The sequence below is a fragment of the Kitasatospora sp. NPDC086791 genome (assembly GCF_040685975.1).
In the GTDB taxonomy this organism is placed as follows: Bacteria; Actinomycetota; Actinomycetes; order Streptomycetales; family Streptomycetaceae; genus Kitasatospora.
This window is the reverse complement of the sequence record NZ_JBFBOC010000003.1, coordinates 409,740-431,721: the sequence shown is the minus strand read 5'-3', so window position 1 is coordinate 431,721 and position 21,982 is coordinate 409,740. Positions and strand designations below refer to the sequence as shown.

Here is a 21,982-nt window from a genome sequence, read left to right as displayed (position 1 = left end):
CGAGGAGGAGTAGTTCCGATGGGTGTGTCGCAGGAGCGTTGCCTGGACCAGCTGTTCGCCGAGCAGGCGGCCCGGACGCCGAACAGGATCGCGCTGACGCACCGTGACGAGTCGCTCAGCTACGCGGAACTGGACGCCAGGTCCGACGAGTTGGCCCGACTACTGGTCGCGGGAGGAGCTGGCCCGGAGCGGTTCGTCGCGCTGGTGCTGCCGAGGTCGACCGACATGCTGGTGGCGATCCTGGCGGTGCTCAAGTCCGGTGCGGGCTACGTGCCGATCGATCCCGAGTACCCGGCCGAGCGGATCGCCTACGTCCTGGCGGACGCCCGGCCGGTGCTCACCCTGACCACCACCGAGGTGGCCGGGGCGCTCGCCGAGGTCCGGGCGGACGCCCGCTGGCTGGCCCTGGACGACCCGGGTACGGCCGAGGCGGTGGCCGCGGCCGCGGCGACGGCCCTGCCCACGGCCGGGCGCAGCCCGCAGGACCCCGCGTACGTCATCTACACCTCGGGATCCACCGGCAGGCCCAAGGGCGTGGTGATCCCGCACGGCAACGTGGTGCGGCTCTTCGGCTCGACCGCGCACTGGTACGGCTTCGGCGAGCACGACGTGTGGCCGCTCTTCCACTCCTTCGCCTTCGACGTCTCGGTGTGGGAGATCTGGGGCGCCCTGCTGCACGGCGGCCGACTGGTGGTGGTGCCGCAGGCGGTGACCCGCTCGCCGGCCGACTTCCTGCGACTGCTGGCCGACGAGCAGGTCACGGTGCTGAACCAGACCCCCTCCGCCTTCTACCAGTTGATGCCCGCCGACCGCGCCGAGCCGGAGCTGAGCGCCCGGCTGGCCCTGCGCTGGGTCGTCTTCGCCGGGGAGGCGCTGGACCTCGGGCGACTGGGGGAGTGGTACGAGCGGCACAGCGACACCGCCCCGACCCTGGTCAACATGTACGGGATCACCGAAACCACCGTGCACGCCTCTTTCGTCGCGCTCGACCGGGCCGGGGCGGCCGCGGCCGTCGGCAGCGACATCGGCACGGCCATCCCGGACCTGGACTTCCACGTGCTGGACGCCGGTCTGCGGCCGGTGGCGCCGGGCGCCGTCGGCGAGTTGTACGTGTCCGGACCCGGGCTCGCCCGCAACTACGCCAACCGGCCCGACCTGACCGCCGCGCGGTTCGTGGCCTGCCCGTTCGGCGCGCCCGGCGAGCGAATGTACCGCTCGGGCGACCTGGTGCGGCTGCGCGCCGACGGCTCCCTGGAGTACCTGCGGCGCAGCGACGACCAGGTGAAGCTGCGCGGCTTCCGGATCGAACTCGGCGAGATCGAGGCGGCGTTGAAGCGCGAGCCGTCGATCGGTGCAGCCGCGGTGCTGGTCCGGGAGGACCGTCCCGGGGACCGCCGGCTGGTCGCCTACCTGGTGCCCGCCGAGCCGACCGACGCACGGTCGGATGCGGTCGTGCCGCCGCCGTCACGGCTGCGCGAGCTGTTGACCGACCGCCTGCCCGGCTACATGATCCCCTCCGCCTTCCACGTGATGGAGCGGTTCCCGCTCACCACCAACGGCAAGCTGGACCGCCGCAGGCTTCCGGCGCCGACCCGGCAGGACAGTGTGGAGGCGGAGTCCGTCGCGCCCCGCGACGCCGTCGAGGAGACACTGGCAAGGGTCTGGCGCGAGGTGCTGGGCCTGGCCGAGGTCGGGGTCGCCGACGACTTCTTCGAGCTCGGCGGCGACTCGCTCTCCGCGGTGCGGGCGATCTCCCGCATCCGGACGGAGCTCGGCTGGGACCTGAGCGTCCGGGCGCTGTTCGAGGCCCGGACCGTCGCCCGACTGGCGAACGGGCGGACCGAGTCGGCCGCCGAGGCGCCGATCGAGCCGGTGGACCGCGACGGCCGGCTGTCGCTCTCCTCGACCCAGCAGCGCTTCTGGTTCTTCTACGAGTTCGACCCGGACAGCGCGGCGTACAACGTGCACGTGGGCCACCGGCTGCGCGGAGCCCTGCGCGAGGACGCGCTGCGCGCGGCCCTGGCCGGGCTGATCGAGCGGCACGAGCCGCTGCGGACCGTGATCGTCACCGATGACGGTCAGCCGTACCAGGTGGTCCTGCCCGCGTCGGGAGCGGACGTGCCGCTCACCGTGACCGACCTTTCGGCGGTGCCCGCGCAGGAGCGCGCCGCAGCGCTGGAGCGGGTGCTCGCCGAGGAGGCCGAGCGGCCCTTCGACCTGCGCACCGGCCCGGTGCTGCGGGCGCTGCTGGTCCGCCTGGCCGAGCGCGACCACGTCCTCGCCGTCGGTGTCCACCACCTGGCCACCGACGGCTGGTCGATGGGCCTGATCGCCGATGAGCTGGGCGCGCTCTACACCGCCGCCGACGAGGGGCGCCCCGCCGCGCTGGAGCCGCTGCGCATCGGCTACCCCGACTACGCGGCCTGGCAGCGCGAGCGCGCCGCCGGAGCGGCGGTGACCGGGCAACTCGACTACTGGCGAGACCGGTTGGCGGGCCTGGCCCCGCTGGAGCTGCCGCTGGACCGGCCGCGCCCGGCCGTCCGCACCTCGACCGGCGCGGTCCACCGCTTCGGGATCGACCACAACGTGGTGACCGGGCTGAAGGCGCTGGGCGGGGCCAACGGTGCCACCCTGTTCATGACCCTGGTGGCAGCCGCCCAGGTGCTGCTGGCCCGGCTCTCCGGCCAGTCGGACATCGCGGTCGGCACGGCCGTCTCCGGCCGTGACCGGCACGAGCTGGAGCAGTTGGTCGGATCGTTCATCAACACGGTGGTGCTGCGCTCCGAGGTGGACGGACGAGCCACCTTCCCCGAGCTGCTGGCCCAGGTGCGGGAGACCGTGCTCGGTGCCTTCGCCCACCAGGAAGTCCCGTTCGAGCACCTGGTGGACGAGCTCTGCGAGGAGCGCGACCCGAGCCTCGTCCCGCTGGTGCAGGCCATGGTGGTGCTGCAGAACGCCCCGGCCGGGGCGCTCGACCTCGCGGGGGTCCGCAGCGAAGGGCACGCCCTGCCGCGTCGCTCGGCGGTGCTCGACGTCACCCTGGAGTTCACTGAGCGGGACGGCGCGCTCGACGTCGCGGTCGAGTACAACGCCGACCTGTTCGACGCGGGGACCATCGAGGTCATGGCCGACCGGCTGCGGGTGCTGCTCGCCGAGCTCGGCACCGACCCGCACCGGCGGATCGCCGAACTCCCGCTGCTCACCGACCCGGAGCGCGAGCAGCTGCTGACGGGCTGGAACGACACCGCCGTCGACCACGACACCGCGCCGCCCGTGCACCGGCTCTTCGCCGAGCAGGCCCGGCGCTCCCCGGCCGCGGTCGCCGTCGGCGCCGCGCAGCGGCAGCTCTCCTACGCCGAACTGGACGAGCGGGCCAACCGCCTGGCCCACCACCTGGTAGCGCTCGGCGTGGACCCGGGCGCGCTGGTGGTGCTGGCGATGGAGCGGGGCCCGCTGCTGCCGGTGGCGATGCTGGCCGTGCTGAAGGCGGGCGGGGCGTACGTACCGCTGGCCCCCGACCTGCCGGCCGAGCGGGTTCGCCTGGTGGCCGAGGACACCGGGGCGCCGGTGCTGCTCACCACCTCCGCCACCGCCGGACGGCTGCCGGCCACCGGCGCGACGGTGGTCGAACTCGACCGTGCCTGGCCGGAGATCGAGCGCCGACCGGCCGTCGAACCGGAGGTCCGGGTGGCGCCCCAGGACCTGGCGTACGTCATCTACACCTCCGGCTCCACCGGGGTGCCCAAGGGCGTGATGGTCTCGCACCGCTCGCTCGCCGACCTCTGCGCCTGGCACCACCGGGCGTACCGGATCGGGCCCGGGGACCGGGCCGGCCAGCTGGCCGGGCTCGGCTTCGACGCGGCGCAGTGGGAGCTCTGGCCGTACCTGACCGCAGGGGCCCGGGTCGACCTGCCGGAGCCGGAGGTCCTGGAAGACCCGGCCGCCCTGGTGGAGTGGTTCGCCCGGGCCGGGACGACGGTCTGCTTCCTGCCCACCCCGCTGGCCGAAGTCCTGCTGGACCAGCCGGGCCTGGCGGACACCGCCCTGCGCACCGTTCTCACCGGCGGCGACGTTCTGCACCGCCGCCCCGCGCCCGGTCTGCCGTTCCGGCTGGTCAACAACTACGGGCCGACCGAGGTCACCGTGGTCGCCACGGCCGGGGAGGTGGCCCCCGGAGACTCCCACGGCCGGCCGCCCGGCATCGGCGCGCCGGTCGACAACACCGCCGCCTACGTCCTCGACCCGTACGGGCAGCCCGTCCCGGTCGGCGTGCCCGGCGAACTCCACCTGGCGGGGGACGGGTTGGCCCGTGGTTACCTCAAGCGGCCGGGCCTGACCGCCGAGCGGTTCATCGCCTGCCCGTTCGGCCCGCCCGGGTCGCGGATGTACCGCACCGGCGACCTGGTGCGCCGCCGCCCTGACGGGACGCTCGACTACCTCGGCCGGGTGGACACCCAGGTCAAGATGCGCGGGTTCCGGATCGAGCTGGGCGAGATCGAGAGCCGACTGGGTGCCCTGCCCCAGGTCGTGCAGTGTGCCGTCACGCCGACCGCCGACGGCCGCCGGCTGCTCGGGTACGTCACCCCCGAGCCGGGCGCCGAGCTGCGGACGGAGACGCTCACCGCCCGCCTGCGGGAGGTGCTGCCCGGTTACATGGTGCCGGATGTCCTCACCGTCCTCGACCGGATGCCGCTGACCCCGAACGGGAAGGTCGACCGGCGGGCGCTGCCCCTCCCGGAGTCCGTCCCGGCGTCGGAGGCGGGGCCGGCCGAGCCGGTCACCGAGACCGAGCGCACCCTGGCGGGGATCTGGGCCGAGGTGCTCGGCGTCGAGCGGATCGGCGTGCGGGACAACTTCTTCGCCCTCGGCGGCGACTCCATCCTCAGCCTGCAGGTGGTCGCCCGGGCCCGTCGGGCCGGCCTGCGGCTCACCTCCAAGGACCTGTTCCGCCGGCCGACCGTCGCCGAGTTGGCGCACGGGCTGGAACCCGGGCAGCCTGCCCCGCTGCCGTCCGGGACCGACCGGGCGTCGTCGGCGGCGGCGCCGCTGACGCCGATCCAGCACCTCTACTTCGAGCACGTCCACGCTGACGGCACGACGGCCTTCAACCAGTTCGTCACCGTCGAACTCGCCGTGGCCCCAGACGAGTCGGCGCTGCGCACCGCCCTGGCGGCCCTGCTCGACCAGCACGACGCCCTGCGGATGCGCTTCGCCCGGGCCGGTGGCCGCTGGTCGCAGCAGCGGGCCGCGGAGGGCGCCGTCGGCACCGGAGCCGAGCTGCTGCGGGTGGTGGACCGCCTCGCCGGGCTCCCGGACGCGGAAGCCATGACCGCCGCGGCGACCGAGGAGGCCCAGCACGCCCTGGACCCGGTCGAGGGCCCGCTGCTGCGCGCCGTCCTGTTCGTCGAGGAGGGCGGCGCGGCCAGACTGCTGCTGACCGTCCACCACCTGGTGGTGGACGGAGTGTCCTGGCGGATTCTGCTGGAGGACCTGGAGACGGCCTACCGGCAGGCCCTGGCCGGCGGCCCGGTCGAGCTCGGCGCGCGCGGCGGTTCGGTGCGGGACTGGGCGCGCCGCTTCACCGCGTTGACCGCCGAGGGTCACTTCGACGGCGAACTCGACTACTGGCAGCGGGTGTTCGCGCACGCGGAGCACTTGCTGCCGCGGGACGCCGACGGCCCCAACCCGGTCGCCGCGACCGGGGAGGTGCGGGTCCGGCTGGACGCGGCCACCACCGAGGCGCTGCTGCGGGAGGTTCCCGAGGTCTACCGCACCGAGGTGAACGACGTCCTGCTGGCCGCCCTCGCCCCGGTGCTGGCCCGCTGGACCTGCCGGACGCGCACGGTGATCGCCCTGGAAGGGCACGGCCGCGAGGAGCTCTTCGACGACCTGGACCTCTCCCGCACGGTCGGCTGGTTCACCTCGTACTTCCCGGTGGTGCTGGACGGCGCGGACGCCGCGGCCGGCTCCGGCGGCCTGCTGAAGTCGGTCAAGGAGCAGCTGCGGGCGGTGCCCGGTCGCGGCCTCGGTTACGGCGCGCTGCGCCGCACCGCCCGGACGCCGGAGCTGGCCGCCGACCCGCTGCCGCAGTTCGGCTTCAACTACCTGGGCCGCTTCGGCGGTGCCGCGCCCGGCGGGCTGTATCGGACGGTCTCCGGGATCGGCCTGTACCAGGACGGCGGGGGCACCCGGCTGCACCTGATCGACGTGGTCGGCGCGATCCGGGACGGGCGGCTGGAGTTCAGCTGGCAGTACGGCCGGCAGGTGCACCGCCGGGAGACCGTCGAACGGCTCGCCCACGAGTACCTCGACGAGCTCGCCGCGCTGGTCGCGCACTGCGCCGAGCCGACGGCCGGCGGCCGTACCCCGTCCGACTACCCGCTGGCGGGGCTGGACCAGGAGACGCTGGACCGGCTGGTCGGCGACGGCCGGCAGGTCGCGGACGTCTACTCGCTCACCCCGATGCAGAGCGGCATGCTCTTCCACAGCCTGGTGGACCGACGGCGCGGGCTGTACCTGGAGCAGAACCACTTCGAGCTGTCCGGCGTCCGGCACCCGGAGCTGCTCGGCGAGGCCTGGCAGCGGGTGGTGGACCGCACGCCGGTGCTGCGCACCGCGCTGCGATGGGACGGTCTGCCGGAGCCGCTGCAGGTGGTTCGGACCGAGGCCGCGCTGGAGGTGACCCGGCTGGACTGGGCGGGGCTGGACGCGGCCGGCCACCGGGCGGCGGTCGCGCGGTTCCTGCACGAGGACCGGGAGCGCGGGCTCGACTTCGCCACCGCGCCGCTGATGCGGATCGCGGTCGCCACCCTCGACGACAACCGGGTCCAGGTGTTCTGGACCTTCCACCACGTGCTGCTGGACGGCTGGAGTGCGGCCCGGCTGCTGGCGGAGGTGCTCGCCGAGTACACCGCCCTGGCCTCGGACCGGGAGCGCCCGGAGGCGGGCGGGCAGGGCGCCGGCCGTGGCCGCGCCCCTAAGCGGCGCCCGTTCCGGGACCACGTGGCCTGGCTGCGCGAGCAGGACCCCGACGCCGGCGAGGACTACTGGCGCGGTGTGCTGGAGGGCTGGGAGTCGCCGACCCCGCTGCCGTACGACCGGCCTCCGGCGGCGGGCCGCCGGAGCGCGTCCTCGGCGGAGGTGGCGCTGGAACTGTCGGCGGAGCTGTCCGAGCGGCTGAACGCAGTGGCGTGCGAGGCGCGGGTGACGCTGAACACGGTGCTGCAGGGCGTCTGGGCACTGCTGCTGGCGCGCTACTCCGGTGAGTCGCGGGTCTGCTTCGGTGCCACGGTCTCCGGCCGGTCGGCGGAGCTGGAGGGCGTCGCCGACATGATCGGCCTGTTCATCAACACCCTGCCGGTCCGGGTCGAGGTCGACCCGGGCGCCGAACTGGTCGACTGGCTCCGGCGGTTGCAGGATGACCAGGCCCAGGCGCGGCAGTACGAGCAGGTGCCGTTGACCCGGCTGAAGCAGTGGGTGCCCCCGCAGGCCGACGCCGAGTTGTTCGACAGTGTGGTGATCTTCGAGAACTACCCGGTGGACGACCGGCTCGCGGCCGACTTCGGCCTGGAGCTGGTCGGCATCAAGGCGCGCAGCGGCACCAACTTCCCGCTGAACCTGGTCGCCTACGCCGAGGGACGGCTCTCGCTGCTGTTGCACTACGACCCCGGGTGCTTCGATGCCGCCACGGTCGAGCGGATGGCCGGACACCTGGAGGTGCTCCTCACGGCGGTCGCCGAGCACCCGCACCGGCCGCTCGGCCGGCTGCCGGTGCTGACCGGGGCGGAGCGGCATGTCCTCGGACAGGAATGGAGCGGCACCGTCACCTCGGACGTCGTCGACCGCCGGGTGGAACAGGTGATCGCCGAGCTGGCTGAGCGACAGCCCGACGTCGCCGCGCTGGTCTCGGGCGACACCGTGGTCAGCTACGCCGAACTCGACCGGCGGGCCAACCGGCTCGGCCACCACCTGGCGGCGTTGGGCGTCGGCCGGGGCGATGTGGTCGGGATCGCGCTGGAGCGTGGCCCGGAGGTCGTGCCGGCCATCCTCGGCGTGCTCAAGGCCGGGGCCGGCTACCTGCCGCTCGACCCCGGCTTCCCGGCGGAGCGGCTGAACGGCATGCTGGCCGAGGTCCGGCCGTCGGTGTTGCTGACCCGGCGGGAGCTGGCCGACCGGTTCGTCCTGAAGGACACCGCCGTGGTCTTCCTCGACGAGGAGGCGGCGGCGATCGCCGCCCGGCCGTCCACCGCGCCGGACACCGGCGCGGGCCCGCGCGACCTCGCCTACCTGATGTTCACCTCGGGCTCCACCGGTAGCCCCAAGGGCGTGATGATCGAGCACCGCTCGCTGTACAACATCGTGCTCATGGCCGGCCGGGCCTACGGGCTGGGCCCGGGCAGCCGGGTGCTGCAGTTCTACACGCTCAGCTTCGACGGAGGCGTGTGGGACGTCTTCAAGACCCTGGTGGCAGGCGCCACCCTGGTGCTCGCCCGGCCCGACGTGGTGCAGAGCCCCGAGCTGCTGCAGCGGCAGCTGCGCGAGGACCGGATCGGCGCCCTGACCGTGCCGCCCGCCTTGCTGCCCGTGCTGGACCCGGGCGCGCTGCCGGACCTGGCCGTGCTCGGCGTGGCCGGCGACGTGCTGCCGCCGGAGCTGGCCGAGGAGTGGTCGCACGGCCGGCGCCTGTTCAACGTCTACGGCCCGACCGAGACCGCGATGGCGGTCTCCATGTTCCTGGTCGAACCGGGCGCCGGGTACCGCACGGTGCCGCTCGGCAGGTCCGCGCCGAACATCCGGGTGCACGTCCTGGATCCGGCCCTCGCACTGGTCCCGGTGGGCGTCACCGGCGAGCTGTACATCGGCGGCGTCGGGCTGGCCCGGGGCTACTTCGGCCAGCCCGGGCTGACCGCGGGCCGGTTCGTCGCCGACCCCTTCGGGCCGCCCGGCTCCCGGCTGTACCGCACCGGCGACCTGGTGCGCTGGAACGTCGACGGGCACCTGGAGTTCGCCGGCCGGGCCGACCAGCAGGTGAAGATCCGCGGCTTCCGGGTCGAGCCTGCCGAGGTGGAGAACGCGCTGCTCGGGCTGGACGGGGTCGGCGAGGCGGTCGTGGTCGCCCGGGAAGAGGAGTCTGGGCACAAGCGCCTGGTCGCCTACCTGGTGCCCGCGCCCGACGGCGCGGCGCTCGACTCCGCCGTGCTGCGCCGGGCGGCCGCCGACGTCCTGCCGGGCCACCTGGTGCCCTCGGCCTTCGTGGTGCTGGCGGCCCTGCCGCTGAACCCCACCGGCAAGGTCGACCGCAAGGCGCTGCCCGCGCCGACCCGCCGGGACACCGTGGCGGACGGCTACCTGGCGCCCCGGACACCGACCGAGGAGGCATTGGCCCGGATCTGGGCCGAGGTGCTCGACACCGAGCGGATCGGGGCCGAGGACAACTTCTTCGACCTCGGCGGGGACTCCATCACGAGCCTGCGGCTGATGGCGCGGATGGCGGGGACGTTCGGTGTCGAACTCTCCCCGGCGGACTTCTTCGACCGGCCGACGGTGGCCGCCCTCGCGGAAGTCCTGGAGGAAAAGATCCTGAGCAGTCTGGAAGCAGCGGTAGGGGGCGGTACGCATGGCAGGGCATGACGGGAAGGACACCGTGGACGACTCCGCTTCGAGGCGAGCCCGGATCGCCGCGCTGCCGGCACACCTTCAGGAACTGCTGCGCAGCCGGCTGATGGGCAAGGCGCTGGACGACTGGGAGCAGGACCGGATCACCCGGGTCTCCCGGGACGGCGGCTCCCCGATCTCCTCGGCCCAGCAGCGGCTCTGGTACCTGCACGAGATCGACCCGGAGAGCATCGAGTACAACACCCTGCGGGCGGTCCGGCTGAGCGGCGTGCTCGACCTGGCGGCGCTGCGGACCGCGCTGGACCTGTTGGTGGCCCGGCACGAGTCGCTGCGAACGGTCTTCGACGCGGTGGACGGGATCGGTCTGCAGCACGTCCGGCCGGCCGAGGCGGTCCCGCTTCCGGTCGTCGACCTGTCCCGACTGCCGGAATCCGAGCGGGAGGCCGCCGTTCGGGCCGCGCTGCTGGCGGAGGCCCGGCTGCCCTTCGACCTCCGGACCGGCCCGGTGTTCCGGGCCGGGCTGCTACGGCTGGCCGAGCGCGAGCACGTCCTGGTGCTGGGCATGCACCACATCGTCACGGATGGCTGGTCGCTCGGCGTCCTGGTCGGCGACCTGGCCGATCTGTACTCCGCCGAAACCGCCGGCCGGGCCGCCGAGCTGCCCGAACTGGCCGTCCAGTACACCGACTTCGCCGCCTGGCAGCGGGACCGGGTGGCCGGTGAGGCGCTGCGCGGGCAGCTGGACCACTGGCGGGAGCGGCTGGCCGGCCTCGCCCCGCTCGACCTGCCGACCGACCTGCCCCGGCCGCCGGTTCGCAGCGGCGCAGGCGGACTGCACGAGTTCCGGGTGCCCGCCGAACTGGCCGACCGACTGCGCGACCTGGCGCGCGACGGCAACGCCACCCTGTTCATGACCCTGGTCGCCGGGGTGCAACTGCTGCTGTCCCGCTGGGCGGGCCGGAGCGACGTCGCGGTGGCGACCGCGGTGTCCGGCCGGAGCCGGACCGAGACCGAGTACCTGGTCGGGTTCTTCGTCAACAACCTGGTGCTGCGCAGCCGGATCGACGAGTCCCGGTCGTTCGGCGAGCTGCTGGACTCGGTCCGGTCCACCGTGCTGGCGGCCCTCGCCCACCAGGAAGTCCCGTTCCAGCAGGTGGTTGAGGCGCTCCGGCCGGAGCGCGACTCCAGCCGGCCGGCGCTGGCCGAGGTGGCGGTCAACCTGCACAACACTCCCGGAAGCGCTGCTGCACCGGCCGGCCTGCGGGTCGAGGAGGTCCCGCCGCCGGTGGTCACCAGCAGCACGGACCTCTCGTTCGACTTCTTCGAGCGGGAGGGAGAGCTGGCCGGCTACCTCGGCTACAGCACCGACCTGTTCACGCCGCGGACCGTGGCGAGGCTGGCCGACCACCTGGTGGGCCTGCTCGGGCAGGTCGCCCGGGCGCCCGGCGAACCGGTCGCCGGCCTGTCGATGCTCGGCCCGGACGAGTGGCGCCGGCTGGTCGAGGAGTGGAGCGGCGCGGGGGAGCAGGGGCAGGAGCCGCGGACCGTACCGGAGCTCTTCGCGGCGCAGCTCGCCCGCGACCCGTCCGCGCCCGCCCTGGTCTCCGCGGAGGAGACCCTCAGCTACGCCGAGCTCGACCGGCGGGCCAACCGTCTGGCGCGCCTGCTGATCGCCCGGGGCGCCGGGCCGGAGCAACTGGTCGCGATCGGCCTGCCGAAGTCGGTGGCGGCGGTGGTCGCGGTGCTGGCCGTGCTGAAGAGCGGCGCCGCGTACCTGCCCCTGGACCTCGACCACCCGCAGGAGCGGCTCCGGCTGGTGCTCGACGACGCCGCGCCCATCCTGCTGGTGACCGGGGCGGCCACCGCCGAGCGGCTCTCCTGCGCCGCGGAGCCGATCGTCCTGGACGCACCGCAGACCGTCGCCGAGCTTGCCGCGCTCCCGGACACCGCGCCCGAGCCGAACGCCGCCCTGTTCCCGGCGCACCCCGCCTACGTCATCTACACCTCGGGATCGACTGGGCGCCCCAAGGGTGTGATCGTCACCCACGCCGGCATCCACGGCCTGGTGGCCGGCCAGTCCGCCCACTTCGGCACCGGACCGGACACCCGGGTGCTGCAGTTCGCCTCGCTCTCCTTCGACGCCGCCTTCTCCGAGATCGGCATGGCCCTGCTCTCCGGCGGCACCCTGGTGGTCGCTGGCAAGGACGAGCTGGTGCCCGGCGAGCCGCTGGCCGCCCTGCTCACCCGGCACCGGGTCACCCACGTCACCCTGCCGCCGAGTGCCCTGACCGCGCTCCCGGCGGAGCGGGTGCCCGCCGGTCTCACCCTGGTCGTGGCCGGCGAGGCCTGCCCGCCGGCGTCGGCCAGGGCCTGGTCGGCCGGCCGCCGGATGATCAACGCGTACGGACCGACCGAGTCGACGGTCTGCGCGACGGTGAGCGCACCGCTCGACCCGGCAGCCGTCGGCGACGGCCCGGTCCCGATCGGCCGCCCGCTGCCCGGGGTCCGGGTGCGGGTGCTGGACGGCCGGCTCCGCCCGGTGCCCGCCGGTGTCCCGGGCGAGGTCTACCTCTGCGGCCAGGCCCTGGCCCGTGGCTACCTGGGCCGGCCCGACCTGACCGCCGAGCGCTTTGTCGCGGACCCGTACGGCGCGCCGGGCACCCGGATGTACCGCACCGGCGACCGCGCGCGGTGGCTGGCGGACGGCACCCTCGACTACCTCGGCCGGACCGACTACCAGGTCAAGCTGAGGGGCTTCCGGATCGAGCTCGGCGAGATCGAGTCCGTGCTCACCCGGCACCCCGCCGTAACCTCCGCCGCCGTGGCCGTCAAGCAGGACGGGCGCGGCACCCGCCGACTGGTCGCCTACCTCGTGGTGGAGGCCGACGGCCCGGGCGTGGGCCTGCTGCGGGCCCACGCCCGCGAGAAGCTGCCCGAGTACATGGTTCCGGCGGCGTTCGTGCTGCTGGACCGGCTGCCGCTGAACGCCAACGGCAAGGTCGACCGGCGCGCCCTGCCCGACCCGGACCTGCGCCGCGACCCGGCCGCCGCCCGGGTCGCGCCCCGCAACCCGGTCGAGGAGACCCTCGCGCGGATCTGGCAGGAGCTGCTGGGCGTCGAGGACGTCGGCGTCGAGGACAACTTCTTCGACCTCGGCGGCGACTCCATCCTCAGCCTCCAGGTGGTCGCGCGGGCCCGCGAGGCGGGCCTGTCGATCACCGCCCGGCAGACCTTCCTGCGGCAGACCGTCGCCGAGCTCGCCGCCGAGGCCGCCGAGGCCGCGCGGGCGGCAGGGGCCGCAGCCGCCGCCGAGCGCGGCCCGGCCACCGGCGAGGTGCCGCTGACCCCGATCCACCACTGGTTCTTCGAGCGGCTCACCGACAGCCTCGACCGGTTCAACCAGGCGGTGTGCCTCGAACTGTCCGCCGAGGGCGCTGACGAGGCCGCACTGCGGGCCGCGCTCGACGCGCTGGTCGGGCACCACGACGCGCTCCGGCTGCGCGCCGAGCACACCGACGGGCGGTGGCGGCTGCACCACCCTGCCGACGGCGCCGCCGACTTCGAGCGGATTGACCTCGCCGGCCTCGACCCGGAGCGCCGGGAGGCCGCCGTTCGGGAGCTGGTGGAACGGACCCAGAGCGGCTTCCCCCTGGCGGACGGGCCGCTGCTGCGCGCCCGGCTGCTCCTGTCCGGCGCGGACGGGGAGCAGCGGCTGCGTCTCCTGTTGGTCGCCCACCACCTGGTGGTGGACGCGCTGTCCTGGCAGATCCTGCTCGCCGACCTGGAGACCGGCTACCGGCAGGCCCGGCAGGGCGAGTCGATCGTCCTGCCGCCTCGGAGCACCTCCTACCAGGAGTGGGCCACCCGGCTCGGCGAGCACACCCGGTCCGGCGGTTTCGCTGGCCAACTGGCCTACTGGGACGAGGTGGAGGCGGTTGTGGCGGCGGCCTCCCCGCTGCCCGTGGACCGCGCCGGGGCGAACACCGCGGGCTCGGCCCGCACCGTCTCGGTCCGGCTGGACGCCGACCGCACCGACGCGCTGCTGCGCCAGGTGCCGGCCGTCTACCGGACCCAGGTCAACGACGTGTTGCTCAGCGCGCTGTGGCGCGCGGTCTCCGGCTGGACCGGGGAGGGCGCCGTGGCGGTCGCCCTGGAGGGCCACGGCCGCGAGGACCTGTTCGCCGACGTCGACCTCTCCCGCACGGTCGGCTGGTTCACCACTCTGTTCCCGGTCGTGCTGGCCGCCCCGGTCGGCGCCGGTTGGGGCGAGGTGCTCAGGACCGTCAAGGAGCAGCTGCGGGCCGTTCCGTCCAACGGCCTCGGCTACGGCGCGCTGCGCCGGCTGGACGGGACGCAGGGCGGTGGGGCCGCCGCCGAGCCCGGGATCGGCTTCAACTACCTCGGTCGGCTGGACGCGGGGGCCGCGCAGTCCGAGCTGTTCCTCGGCCGGGTGCCGGTCGAGGGGCACGAGCGGGGCGCCGGCCAGGCCCGGCACCAGCTGCTGGAGGTCAACGGCTGGGTCGCGGACGGGCAGTTGGAGTTCCACTGGGTGTACTCCGGCGAACTGCACGAGGAGTCCACGGTGCGGCAGGTGGCCGAGGCCTTCCTGACCGCGCTCTGGGAAATCGTCGAGCACTGCGCCACCCCGGGCGCGCGCGGCTGCACTCCCTCTGACTTCCCGCTCGCCGCGCTCGACCAGGCCACCGTGGACCGGTTGGTCGGCGACGGTCGTTCCGTCGAGGACGTCTACCCGCTCACCGCGACCCAGAGCGGTATGCTCTTCCACGCCCTCGCCGAGAGCGGGCGGGACATGTACACCGGCCACTTCGGGGTCCGGCTGGACGGTGTCGAGGACGTCGCCGCGCTCGCCGAGGCCTGGCAGCGGACCGTGGACCGCACCCCGGTGCTGCGCACCGCCGTGGTCTGGCAGGACGTGCCCGAGCCGCTGCAGGTGGTGCACACGGGCGTCCGGGTACCGGTCGAGCACCTCGATCTGCGCGCGGTGCCCGAGCCCGAGCGGGAGGCCGAGCTGGAGCGGCTCTGGGCCGAGCGGACCGGGCAGAGCCTTGACCTCGCCACCGCCCCGCTGATCCGGGTGGGCATCGTCCGGCTCGCGGACGACGCGGTGGCGGTGTTCTGGTCGACCCACCACATGATGCTGGACGGCTGGAGCTTCGCCGGAGTGCTGTCCGACGTCTTCCGGGAGTACGCGCTGCTCACCGGGGGGCCGGCCGGTCCCGCCCCCACGCGCCGCCCGTACCGCGACTACGTGCGGTGGCTGGCCGGACAGGACGACGCCGAGGCCGAGCGGTACTGGCGCGGGGTGCTGGACGGCTTCTCCGTGCCCACCCCGCTGCCCTTCGACCGGCAGCCCGTGCGGGCGCACGGCACCCGGTCCTCCCACGAGGAGCGGGTGGGCCTCGGCCCGGAGCGCTCAGGTCGGCTGTACGAGGCGGCCCGGGCCGCCCGGCTGACCGTGAACACCCTGGTCCAGGGCGCCTGGGCGGTGCTGCTCGCGCGTTACAGCGGCGAGCCCGAGGTGTGCTTCGGTGCCACCGTCTCCGGCCGCCCGGCGACCCTGCCCGGTGCGGAGCACATGGTCGGTCTGTTCATCAACACCGTGCCGGTCCGGGTCGCGGTCGACACCGCCGCCGAGGCCGCCGAGTGGCTGCGCGGCCTGCAGGCGGCCCAGGTGGAGGCGCGCCAGTACGAGCACGTGGACCTGACCCGGATCCAGCGTTGGAGCGGCGGCCAGAGCGGCCTCTTCGACAGCATCGTGGTCTTCGAGAACTACCCGTACGACGAGGCGGAGGCAGCCCGGTCGGGCCTGCGGGTCGGCGAGTACCGGGGTGACGAGCACACCAACTACGCGCTCACCCTCACCGCCCACGCGGGCGAGGAGTTGCGGCTGGCGATCGGCTACGATCCGGCGCTCTTCGACCCGGAGACCGTCACCCGGATGTCCGGGCACCTCACCACTCTGCTGGACGCGATCGCCGCGGCGCCGCACACCCCGGTGGGCGAGCTGCCCGTGCTCACCGAGGCCGAGCGGCACCGGCTGCTGGTGGAGTGGAACGACACCGCGACCCGCCTGCCGCGAGCGCGCACCGTGACCGAGCTGTTCGCCGAGCAGGCCGCCCGTACCCCGGACGGGATCGTGGTGCGGGACGGCGAGGAGGAGGTGACGTACCGCCGGCTGGACGAGCGGGCCAACCGCCTGGCGCACCACCTGAAGGGCCTCGGGGTGGCGCCCGGGGTGCTGGTGGGCGTCTGCGCCGCGCGCGGCGCGAACGCGGTGGTCGCCCTGCTCGCGGTGCAGAAGGCCGGCGGCGCCTTCGTTCCGCTGGACCCGGAGTACCCGGCTCAGCGGCTGCGGCAGATGCTGTCGGACGCCGACGTCCCGGTGGTGGTCACCGAGGAGGGGCTGCTCGACCGGATCGCCGGACACCGGGCCAGGACCGTTTGCCCGGACCGCGACCGGCAGCTGCTGGCGGCCCTGCCGGCGACCGCGCCGGAGGGCGGTGCGACCCCGGACGACCTCGCCTACGTGATCTACACGTCCGGCACCACGGGCCGGCCCAAGGGGGTCATGGTCGAGCACCGGCACGTCTACCACATGGTCAACGGCTGGGACGCCCGCTACGGCCTCACCACGCTGCGGCCCCGGGTGCTCTCGGTCTCCAGCCTCTCGGTGGACCTCTTCTTCGCCGACTTCCTGCTGGCCGCCCTGTTCGGCGGCACCATGACGATCTGCCCGGCGAAGTCGGTGAGCGACCCGGTCGCCCTGGTCGACCTGCTGCTGGCCGACCGGTCCGAGCTGATGATCACGGTGCCGACGCTGGCCCGCGCCATGGTCGCCGAACTCGGCTGGCGCGGCGTCACGCCGGAGTCGCTGAAGGTGCTGATGGTCGGATCCGAGGGCTGGCCCGCCGACACGGCCGCCGAGGTGCTGGCCGGGCTCGCCCCCGGCACCGTGCTGGTCAACGCCTACGGTTCCACCGAGACCACGGTCGACTCCACGGTGTTCCAGCTCGGCGGCGACCCGCTGGGCGACGCGGCCTTCGTGCCGATCGGCCGTCCGCTCGCCAACACCCGGATCTACGTGCTGGACCGCGATCTGCGGCCGGTGCCGACCGGGGTGACGGGCGAATGCTGGATCGCCGGCGACGGCGTCTCACGGGGCTACCTCAACCGGCCCGAGCTGACCGACGAGCGCTTCCGGCCCGACCCCTTCGTCACGACGCGGGGTGCCCGGATGTACCGCACCGGCGACCTCGCCCGCTGGCGGGCGGACGGCAACCTGGAGTGCCTCGGCCGGGCCGACGACCAGGTGAAGATCGGCGGTTTCCGGGTGGAGCTCGGCGAGGTCGAGGCCGCGCTGGCCCGCCACCCCGCCGTGCACTCGGCCGCCGCGGCCGTCCGCAAGGACGAGACCGGCCCGAGCCGGCTGGTCGGGTACGTGGTCGCGGCCGGCCCGGTACCCGAGCCCGCCGACTTCCGGTCCTTCCTGGCCGAGAGCCTGCCGGCCGCGGCCGTGCCCACCGCCTACGTCGTGTTGGACGCCCTGCCGATGACGCCCAGCGGCACGGTCGACCGGCGGGCGTTGCCTGTCCCGGCCGCTCCGGACACCGCCGACCTCCCGTACACCGCCCCGCGCACCGGCACCGAGGAACTGCTGGCCGGGATCTGGGCCGAGGTGCTCGGTGTCGCCCGGGTCGGTGCCGAGGACGGCTTCTTCGACCTCGGCGGGGACTCGATCCTGAGCATCCGGGTGATCTCCCGGATCCGCGCCGCCCTCGGGCTCGCGGTCTCCCCCCGGCAGCTGTTCGACACGCCCACCGTGGCCGGGCTGGCCGCCTGGCTCGACGGGCAGGGCGCCGCCGAGACGGCCGGGCTGGTGCCGGTCGACCGGAACGGCCCGCTCCCGCTCTCCTCCGCCCAACAGCGCCTCTGGTTCCTGCACGACTTCGCGCCCGGGGGCACCGAGTACAACACCGTGCTCGGCCTGCGGTGGGAGGGGCCGCTGGACGTCGACGCGCTCCGCACGGCGCTCGGCGCCCTGGTCGCCCGGCACGAGCCGCTGCGTACCGTCTACCACACCGTGGACGGCCGCGGCGTCCAGCTGGTCCGGCCCGCCGAACAGCCCGAGCTGCTGCTGTTCGAGCCGGACCCGGCGGTCGCGGGTCACGCCGGGGACGCGGCGCGAGAGTGGCTCCGCGAGCGGATCGGGCAGCCCTTCGACCTGCGCAACGGCCCGGTGCTGCGGGCCGCGCTGGCCCGCACCGGCCCGGACCGGCACATCCTCGCGCTGGTCATCCACCACATCGCCACCGACGGCTGGTCGATGGACCTGCTGGCCCGCGACCTCGGCGCCTGCTACACGGCTGCCCTGGAGGGAACCGCGGCCGTCCTCCCGCCGCTGCCGGTCCAGTACGCCGACTACGCCATCTGGCAGCGCGAGCGGCTGGACACCCCTGAACAGCACCGCCACCTGGCGTACTGGCGGGAGCGGCTGGCCGGGCTGGCCCCGCTGGAGCTGCCCACCGACCGGCCGCGCCCGGCGGTCCGGGAGACGGCGGGGGCGATGCTCGCTTTCGACCTGCCCGCGTCGCTGGCGGACCGGCTCCGGGCGCTCGCCCGGCAGCAGGACGCCACCCTGTTCATGGTCCTGGTCACCGCCGTCCAGGTGGTGCTGTCCCGGGCATCGGGACAGTCGGACCTCGCCGTCGGCACCTCGACCTCCGGCCGGGGCCGCCCGGAACTGGAGGACGTGGTCGGCTTCTTCGTCAACACGATGGTGCTGCGCACCATCGTCGACGAGTCGCTGACCTTCCCGGAACTGCTCGGCCGGGTGCGGGAGACCGTCCTGGAGGCCTTCGTCCACGAGGAGACGCCGTTCGACCGGCTGGTCGAGGCGCTCCGACCGGACCGCGACCCCAGCCGCAACGCCCTGGTCGAGGTCATGGTGGGCCTGGAGACCGACCGCTCCGGCGAGATTCGGCTGCCCGGAGGCCGGGTCGAGCCGACCCCCCTGGTCAGCTCCGAGATCAGCCACGACCTGAGCTTCAACTTCTACGAGCAGCAGGGGCGGTTGAAGGGGGTGATCGGCTACAGCACCGCCCTGTTCGACCGCGGTACCGTCGCGGCGCTGGTCGAGCAGTTGCGGGCCCTGCTGGACGGCGCGGTCACCGGCCACCGCCGCCTGGCGGACCTCCCGCTGCTCGACCCGACCGGGGAGGTGAGGATCACCGGGCCCGAACTGGCCTCCGCCGCAGCGGGTTTCGTCGAGAGCTTCGAACGGCAGGCTGCCGAGACCCCCGAACTGACCGCGCTGGTCGGCCCGGACGGCACGCTGACCTACGCCGAGGCCAACACCCGGGCGAACCGGCTGGCGCACCGGCTGATCGCCCGGGGCATCGGCCCGGAGCGGCTGGTCGGGGTGGTCGGCACCCGGGCCACGAGCACCGTCGTGGCGGTACTGGCGGTGCTGAAGGCCGGCGCCGGGTACCTCCCCGTCGACCCCGAACTGCCGACCGAGCGCATCAGGTCCATGCTGGCCGACGCCGAGCCCGCACTGGTCATCGGCGAACTCTCCGGCGCGGCCGAGGACGTGCCCGCGCTCGACCCCGCCGTGCCGGACGGCCCGGTGGGGAACCCCACCGACGCCGACCGCACCGAGCCGCTGCGCCCCGAGCACCCGGCCTACGTCATCTTCACCTCCGGCTCCACCGGCCGACCGAAGGGCGTGGTGGTCGAGCACCGCAACCTGGCCAATCTCCTGGGCGACCACCGGGAGCGGCTGTTCGGTCCGACCGTCGGACTGAGGTCCGCGCTCACCACGACCTTCTCCTTCGACAGTTCGCTGGTCGGGCTGATCCTGCTGGCCTGCGGCGGTGAACTGCACGTGGTGGACGAGGCCGTCCGACGGGACCCCGAGGCCCTGGTCGGTTACGTCACCGAGCACCGGATCGACCACCTGGAACTCACCCCGACCTTCGCCGAACAGCTCGTCGCGGCGGGTCTGTTGGAGGCCCCGGAGCACCGTCCTCGGCTGGTCCTGCTCGGCGGGGAGGCGGTCGGCGACCGCCTCTGGCAGCGCCTGGCAGAAGCCGACGGCGTCGCGGCGCACAACTGCTACGGCCCCACCGAGTGCACGGTGGACAGCCTGCACGGCCCGATCCTCGCCGCCCACCGTCCCACCCTCGGGCGGCCCGGCGCCGACACCGGCGCGTACCTGCTCGACCGCTACTTGCGGCCGGTCCCGGTCGGGGTGCCGGGCGAGCTCTACCTGGCGGGCCGACAGCTGGCCCGGGGCTACCTCAACCGGGCCGCGCTCACCGCCGAGCGCTTCGTCGCCGACCCCTTCGGCGCCGCCGGCGACCGGATGTACCGCACCGGCGACCTCGTCCGGCGGCGGGCGGACGGCACGGTGGAGTTCCTCGGCCGACTCGACGACCAGGTCAAGCTGCGCGGCTACCGGATCGAACTTGGAGAGGTCGAGGCCGCGTTGCGGGGCCACCCGATGGTGGCCGACGCCGCCGCGGCGGTACGGCCCGGACCGGCCGGCCCGCCGCAGCTGGTGGCCTACGTGACTCCGGCGGCGGCCGATGTGCCCGATCCCGGGGAGCTGCGCGCGTTTGCCCGCCGGGCGCTGCCGCCCTACATGGTCCCCGTGGCCGTCATGGTGCTGGACGCGCTACCGCTCACCCCCAGCGGCAAGGTGGACCGGCGAGCCCTGCCCGCACCCGGGCCGGTCGAGGGCGCGGTGGGCACGTACACGGCGCCGCGCACCGAAACCGAACGGCTCCTCGCGGACCTCTGGGCGGACGTCCTCGGCCTCGAACGGGTGGGCGTGACCGACGACTTCTTCGAGTCGGGCGGCGATTCCATCCTGAGCATCCAGCTGGTCCACCGAATCCGACGGGCCGGCCTGCGGGTGGTCTCCAGGGACCTCTTCCTGCACCCGACCATCGCCCGACTGGCCGAAGTGGTCACCCCCGAGACGGCCGCAGAGCCGGAGCGGGACGAGCCGACGACCGGTGAGCTGCCCTTGACCCCGATCCAGGCCGCCTTCCTGGGCGCCGACCCGGTGGCACCGCACCACTTCACCCAGTCGGTGCTGATCGAGTTGGTCGACGACGTGGACGAGCCGGCCCTGCGCGCCGCCCTGGCCGAACTGCCCGCCCGGCACGACGCGTTGCGTCTTCGCTACCGGCGCACCGACGAGGGCTGGCAGCAGTACGAGGTCGCTGCCGGAGCGGTCGACGTGCTGCGGCGGCACGACCTGTCGGAGCACCCCGAGCCGGACCGGGCTGCGGAGATGGACCGGCTGGCCGCCGACGCGGACTCCGCCCTGGACCTGCAGGCGGGCCCGCTGCTGCGCGCCCTGCTCTTCGACCTGGGGACCGGTCGGCGGCCCCGGCTCTTCCTCACCGCGCACCACCTGGTGGTCGACGCGGTCTCCTGGCGCATCCTGCTGGACGACCTGCAGACCGCCTACCAGGCCCGGCGCAGCGGTGAGCCGGCCGCGCCCCCGCTGCGCAGTGCTTCCTTCCGCCGCTGGGCCGAGCGGCTACGGCGGCACACCCGGGAGGGCGGCTTCGACCGTGAGGCGCCGTACTGGGAGAGCTTCGGGCCGGTCACCGAGCTGCCCCGGGACGGCGATGGGCCGAACCTGGCGGGCTCGGTGGACGTCGTGACGGTGGGCCTGGAGCCGGAGGAGACCGTTCGGTTCCTGCGCGCGGTCGGACGGCTGCGCACCTCCGCCCGCGACCTGCTGCTCGCCGCGCTGGCCCGTACCCTCGGCGGCTGGACGGGCGAACGGCTGGTGCTGATCGACCTCGAAGGGCACGGCCGTGAGGAGATCTTCGACGACCTCGACCTCTCCCGCACCGTCGGCTGGTTCACCACGCTCTACCCGGTCGCCCTGGAGCTGCCCGAGCCGGACGCCGACTGGCCGTCGCTCGCCCGGTCGGTCCGGCGCCAGCTGCGCGGGGTGCCCGGCAACGGCCTGGGCCACGGCGCGCTGCGGTACCTGAAGGAGCCGGTCGGCCCGGCTGCCGCCACCGCGCAGGTGGTGTTCAACTACCACGGCCAGGCGGACCCGGTGGGCGGGGACGGCGACGGCGTGCTCTACCACGCCTTCCACCCCTCCATCGGCCGGGACCGTAGCCCCGAGGCCGAGGTCGGCCACCTGCTGGAGGTGGTCGGGGCGGTGAGCGGGGGCGGTCTGCGGCTCAGCTGGTACTACTCCCGCAACGTGCACCACCGGGCGACGGTCGAGCGGCTGGCCGAGTGCCTGCTGGCCGAGCTGCGCTCGGCGGCCCGGCACGCGGCGGGGCGGTGAGCATGGACGACGAGATGACGA

2 protein-coding genes are annotated in these 21,982 nt (G+C 74.4%); both read left to right on the top strand.

Annotated features, from left to right (window positions below; all coding sequences use genetic code 11):
- Positions 1 to 18 precede the first annotated feature (18 nt).
- On the top strand, positions 19 to 9,630 hold the full coding sequence (locus AB0Q99_RS08830; protein WP_363569603.1) for an amino acid adenylation domain-containing protein: 9,612 nt from the start codon (positions 19 to 21) through the stop codon (positions 9,628 to 9,630).
- The gene (locus tag AB0Q99_RS08825) at positions 9,617 to 21,961 is read left to right on the top strand and encodes an amino acid adenylation domain-containing protein (RefSeq protein WP_363569602.1); all 12,345 of its coding nucleotides are present in this window, start codon (positions 9,617 to 9,619) and stop codon (positions 21,959 to 21,961) included. Before AB0Q99_RS08830 ends, AB0Q99_RS08825 begins: the two co-directional genes overlap by 14 nt.
- Positions 21,962 to 21,982 lie beyond the last annotated feature (21 nt).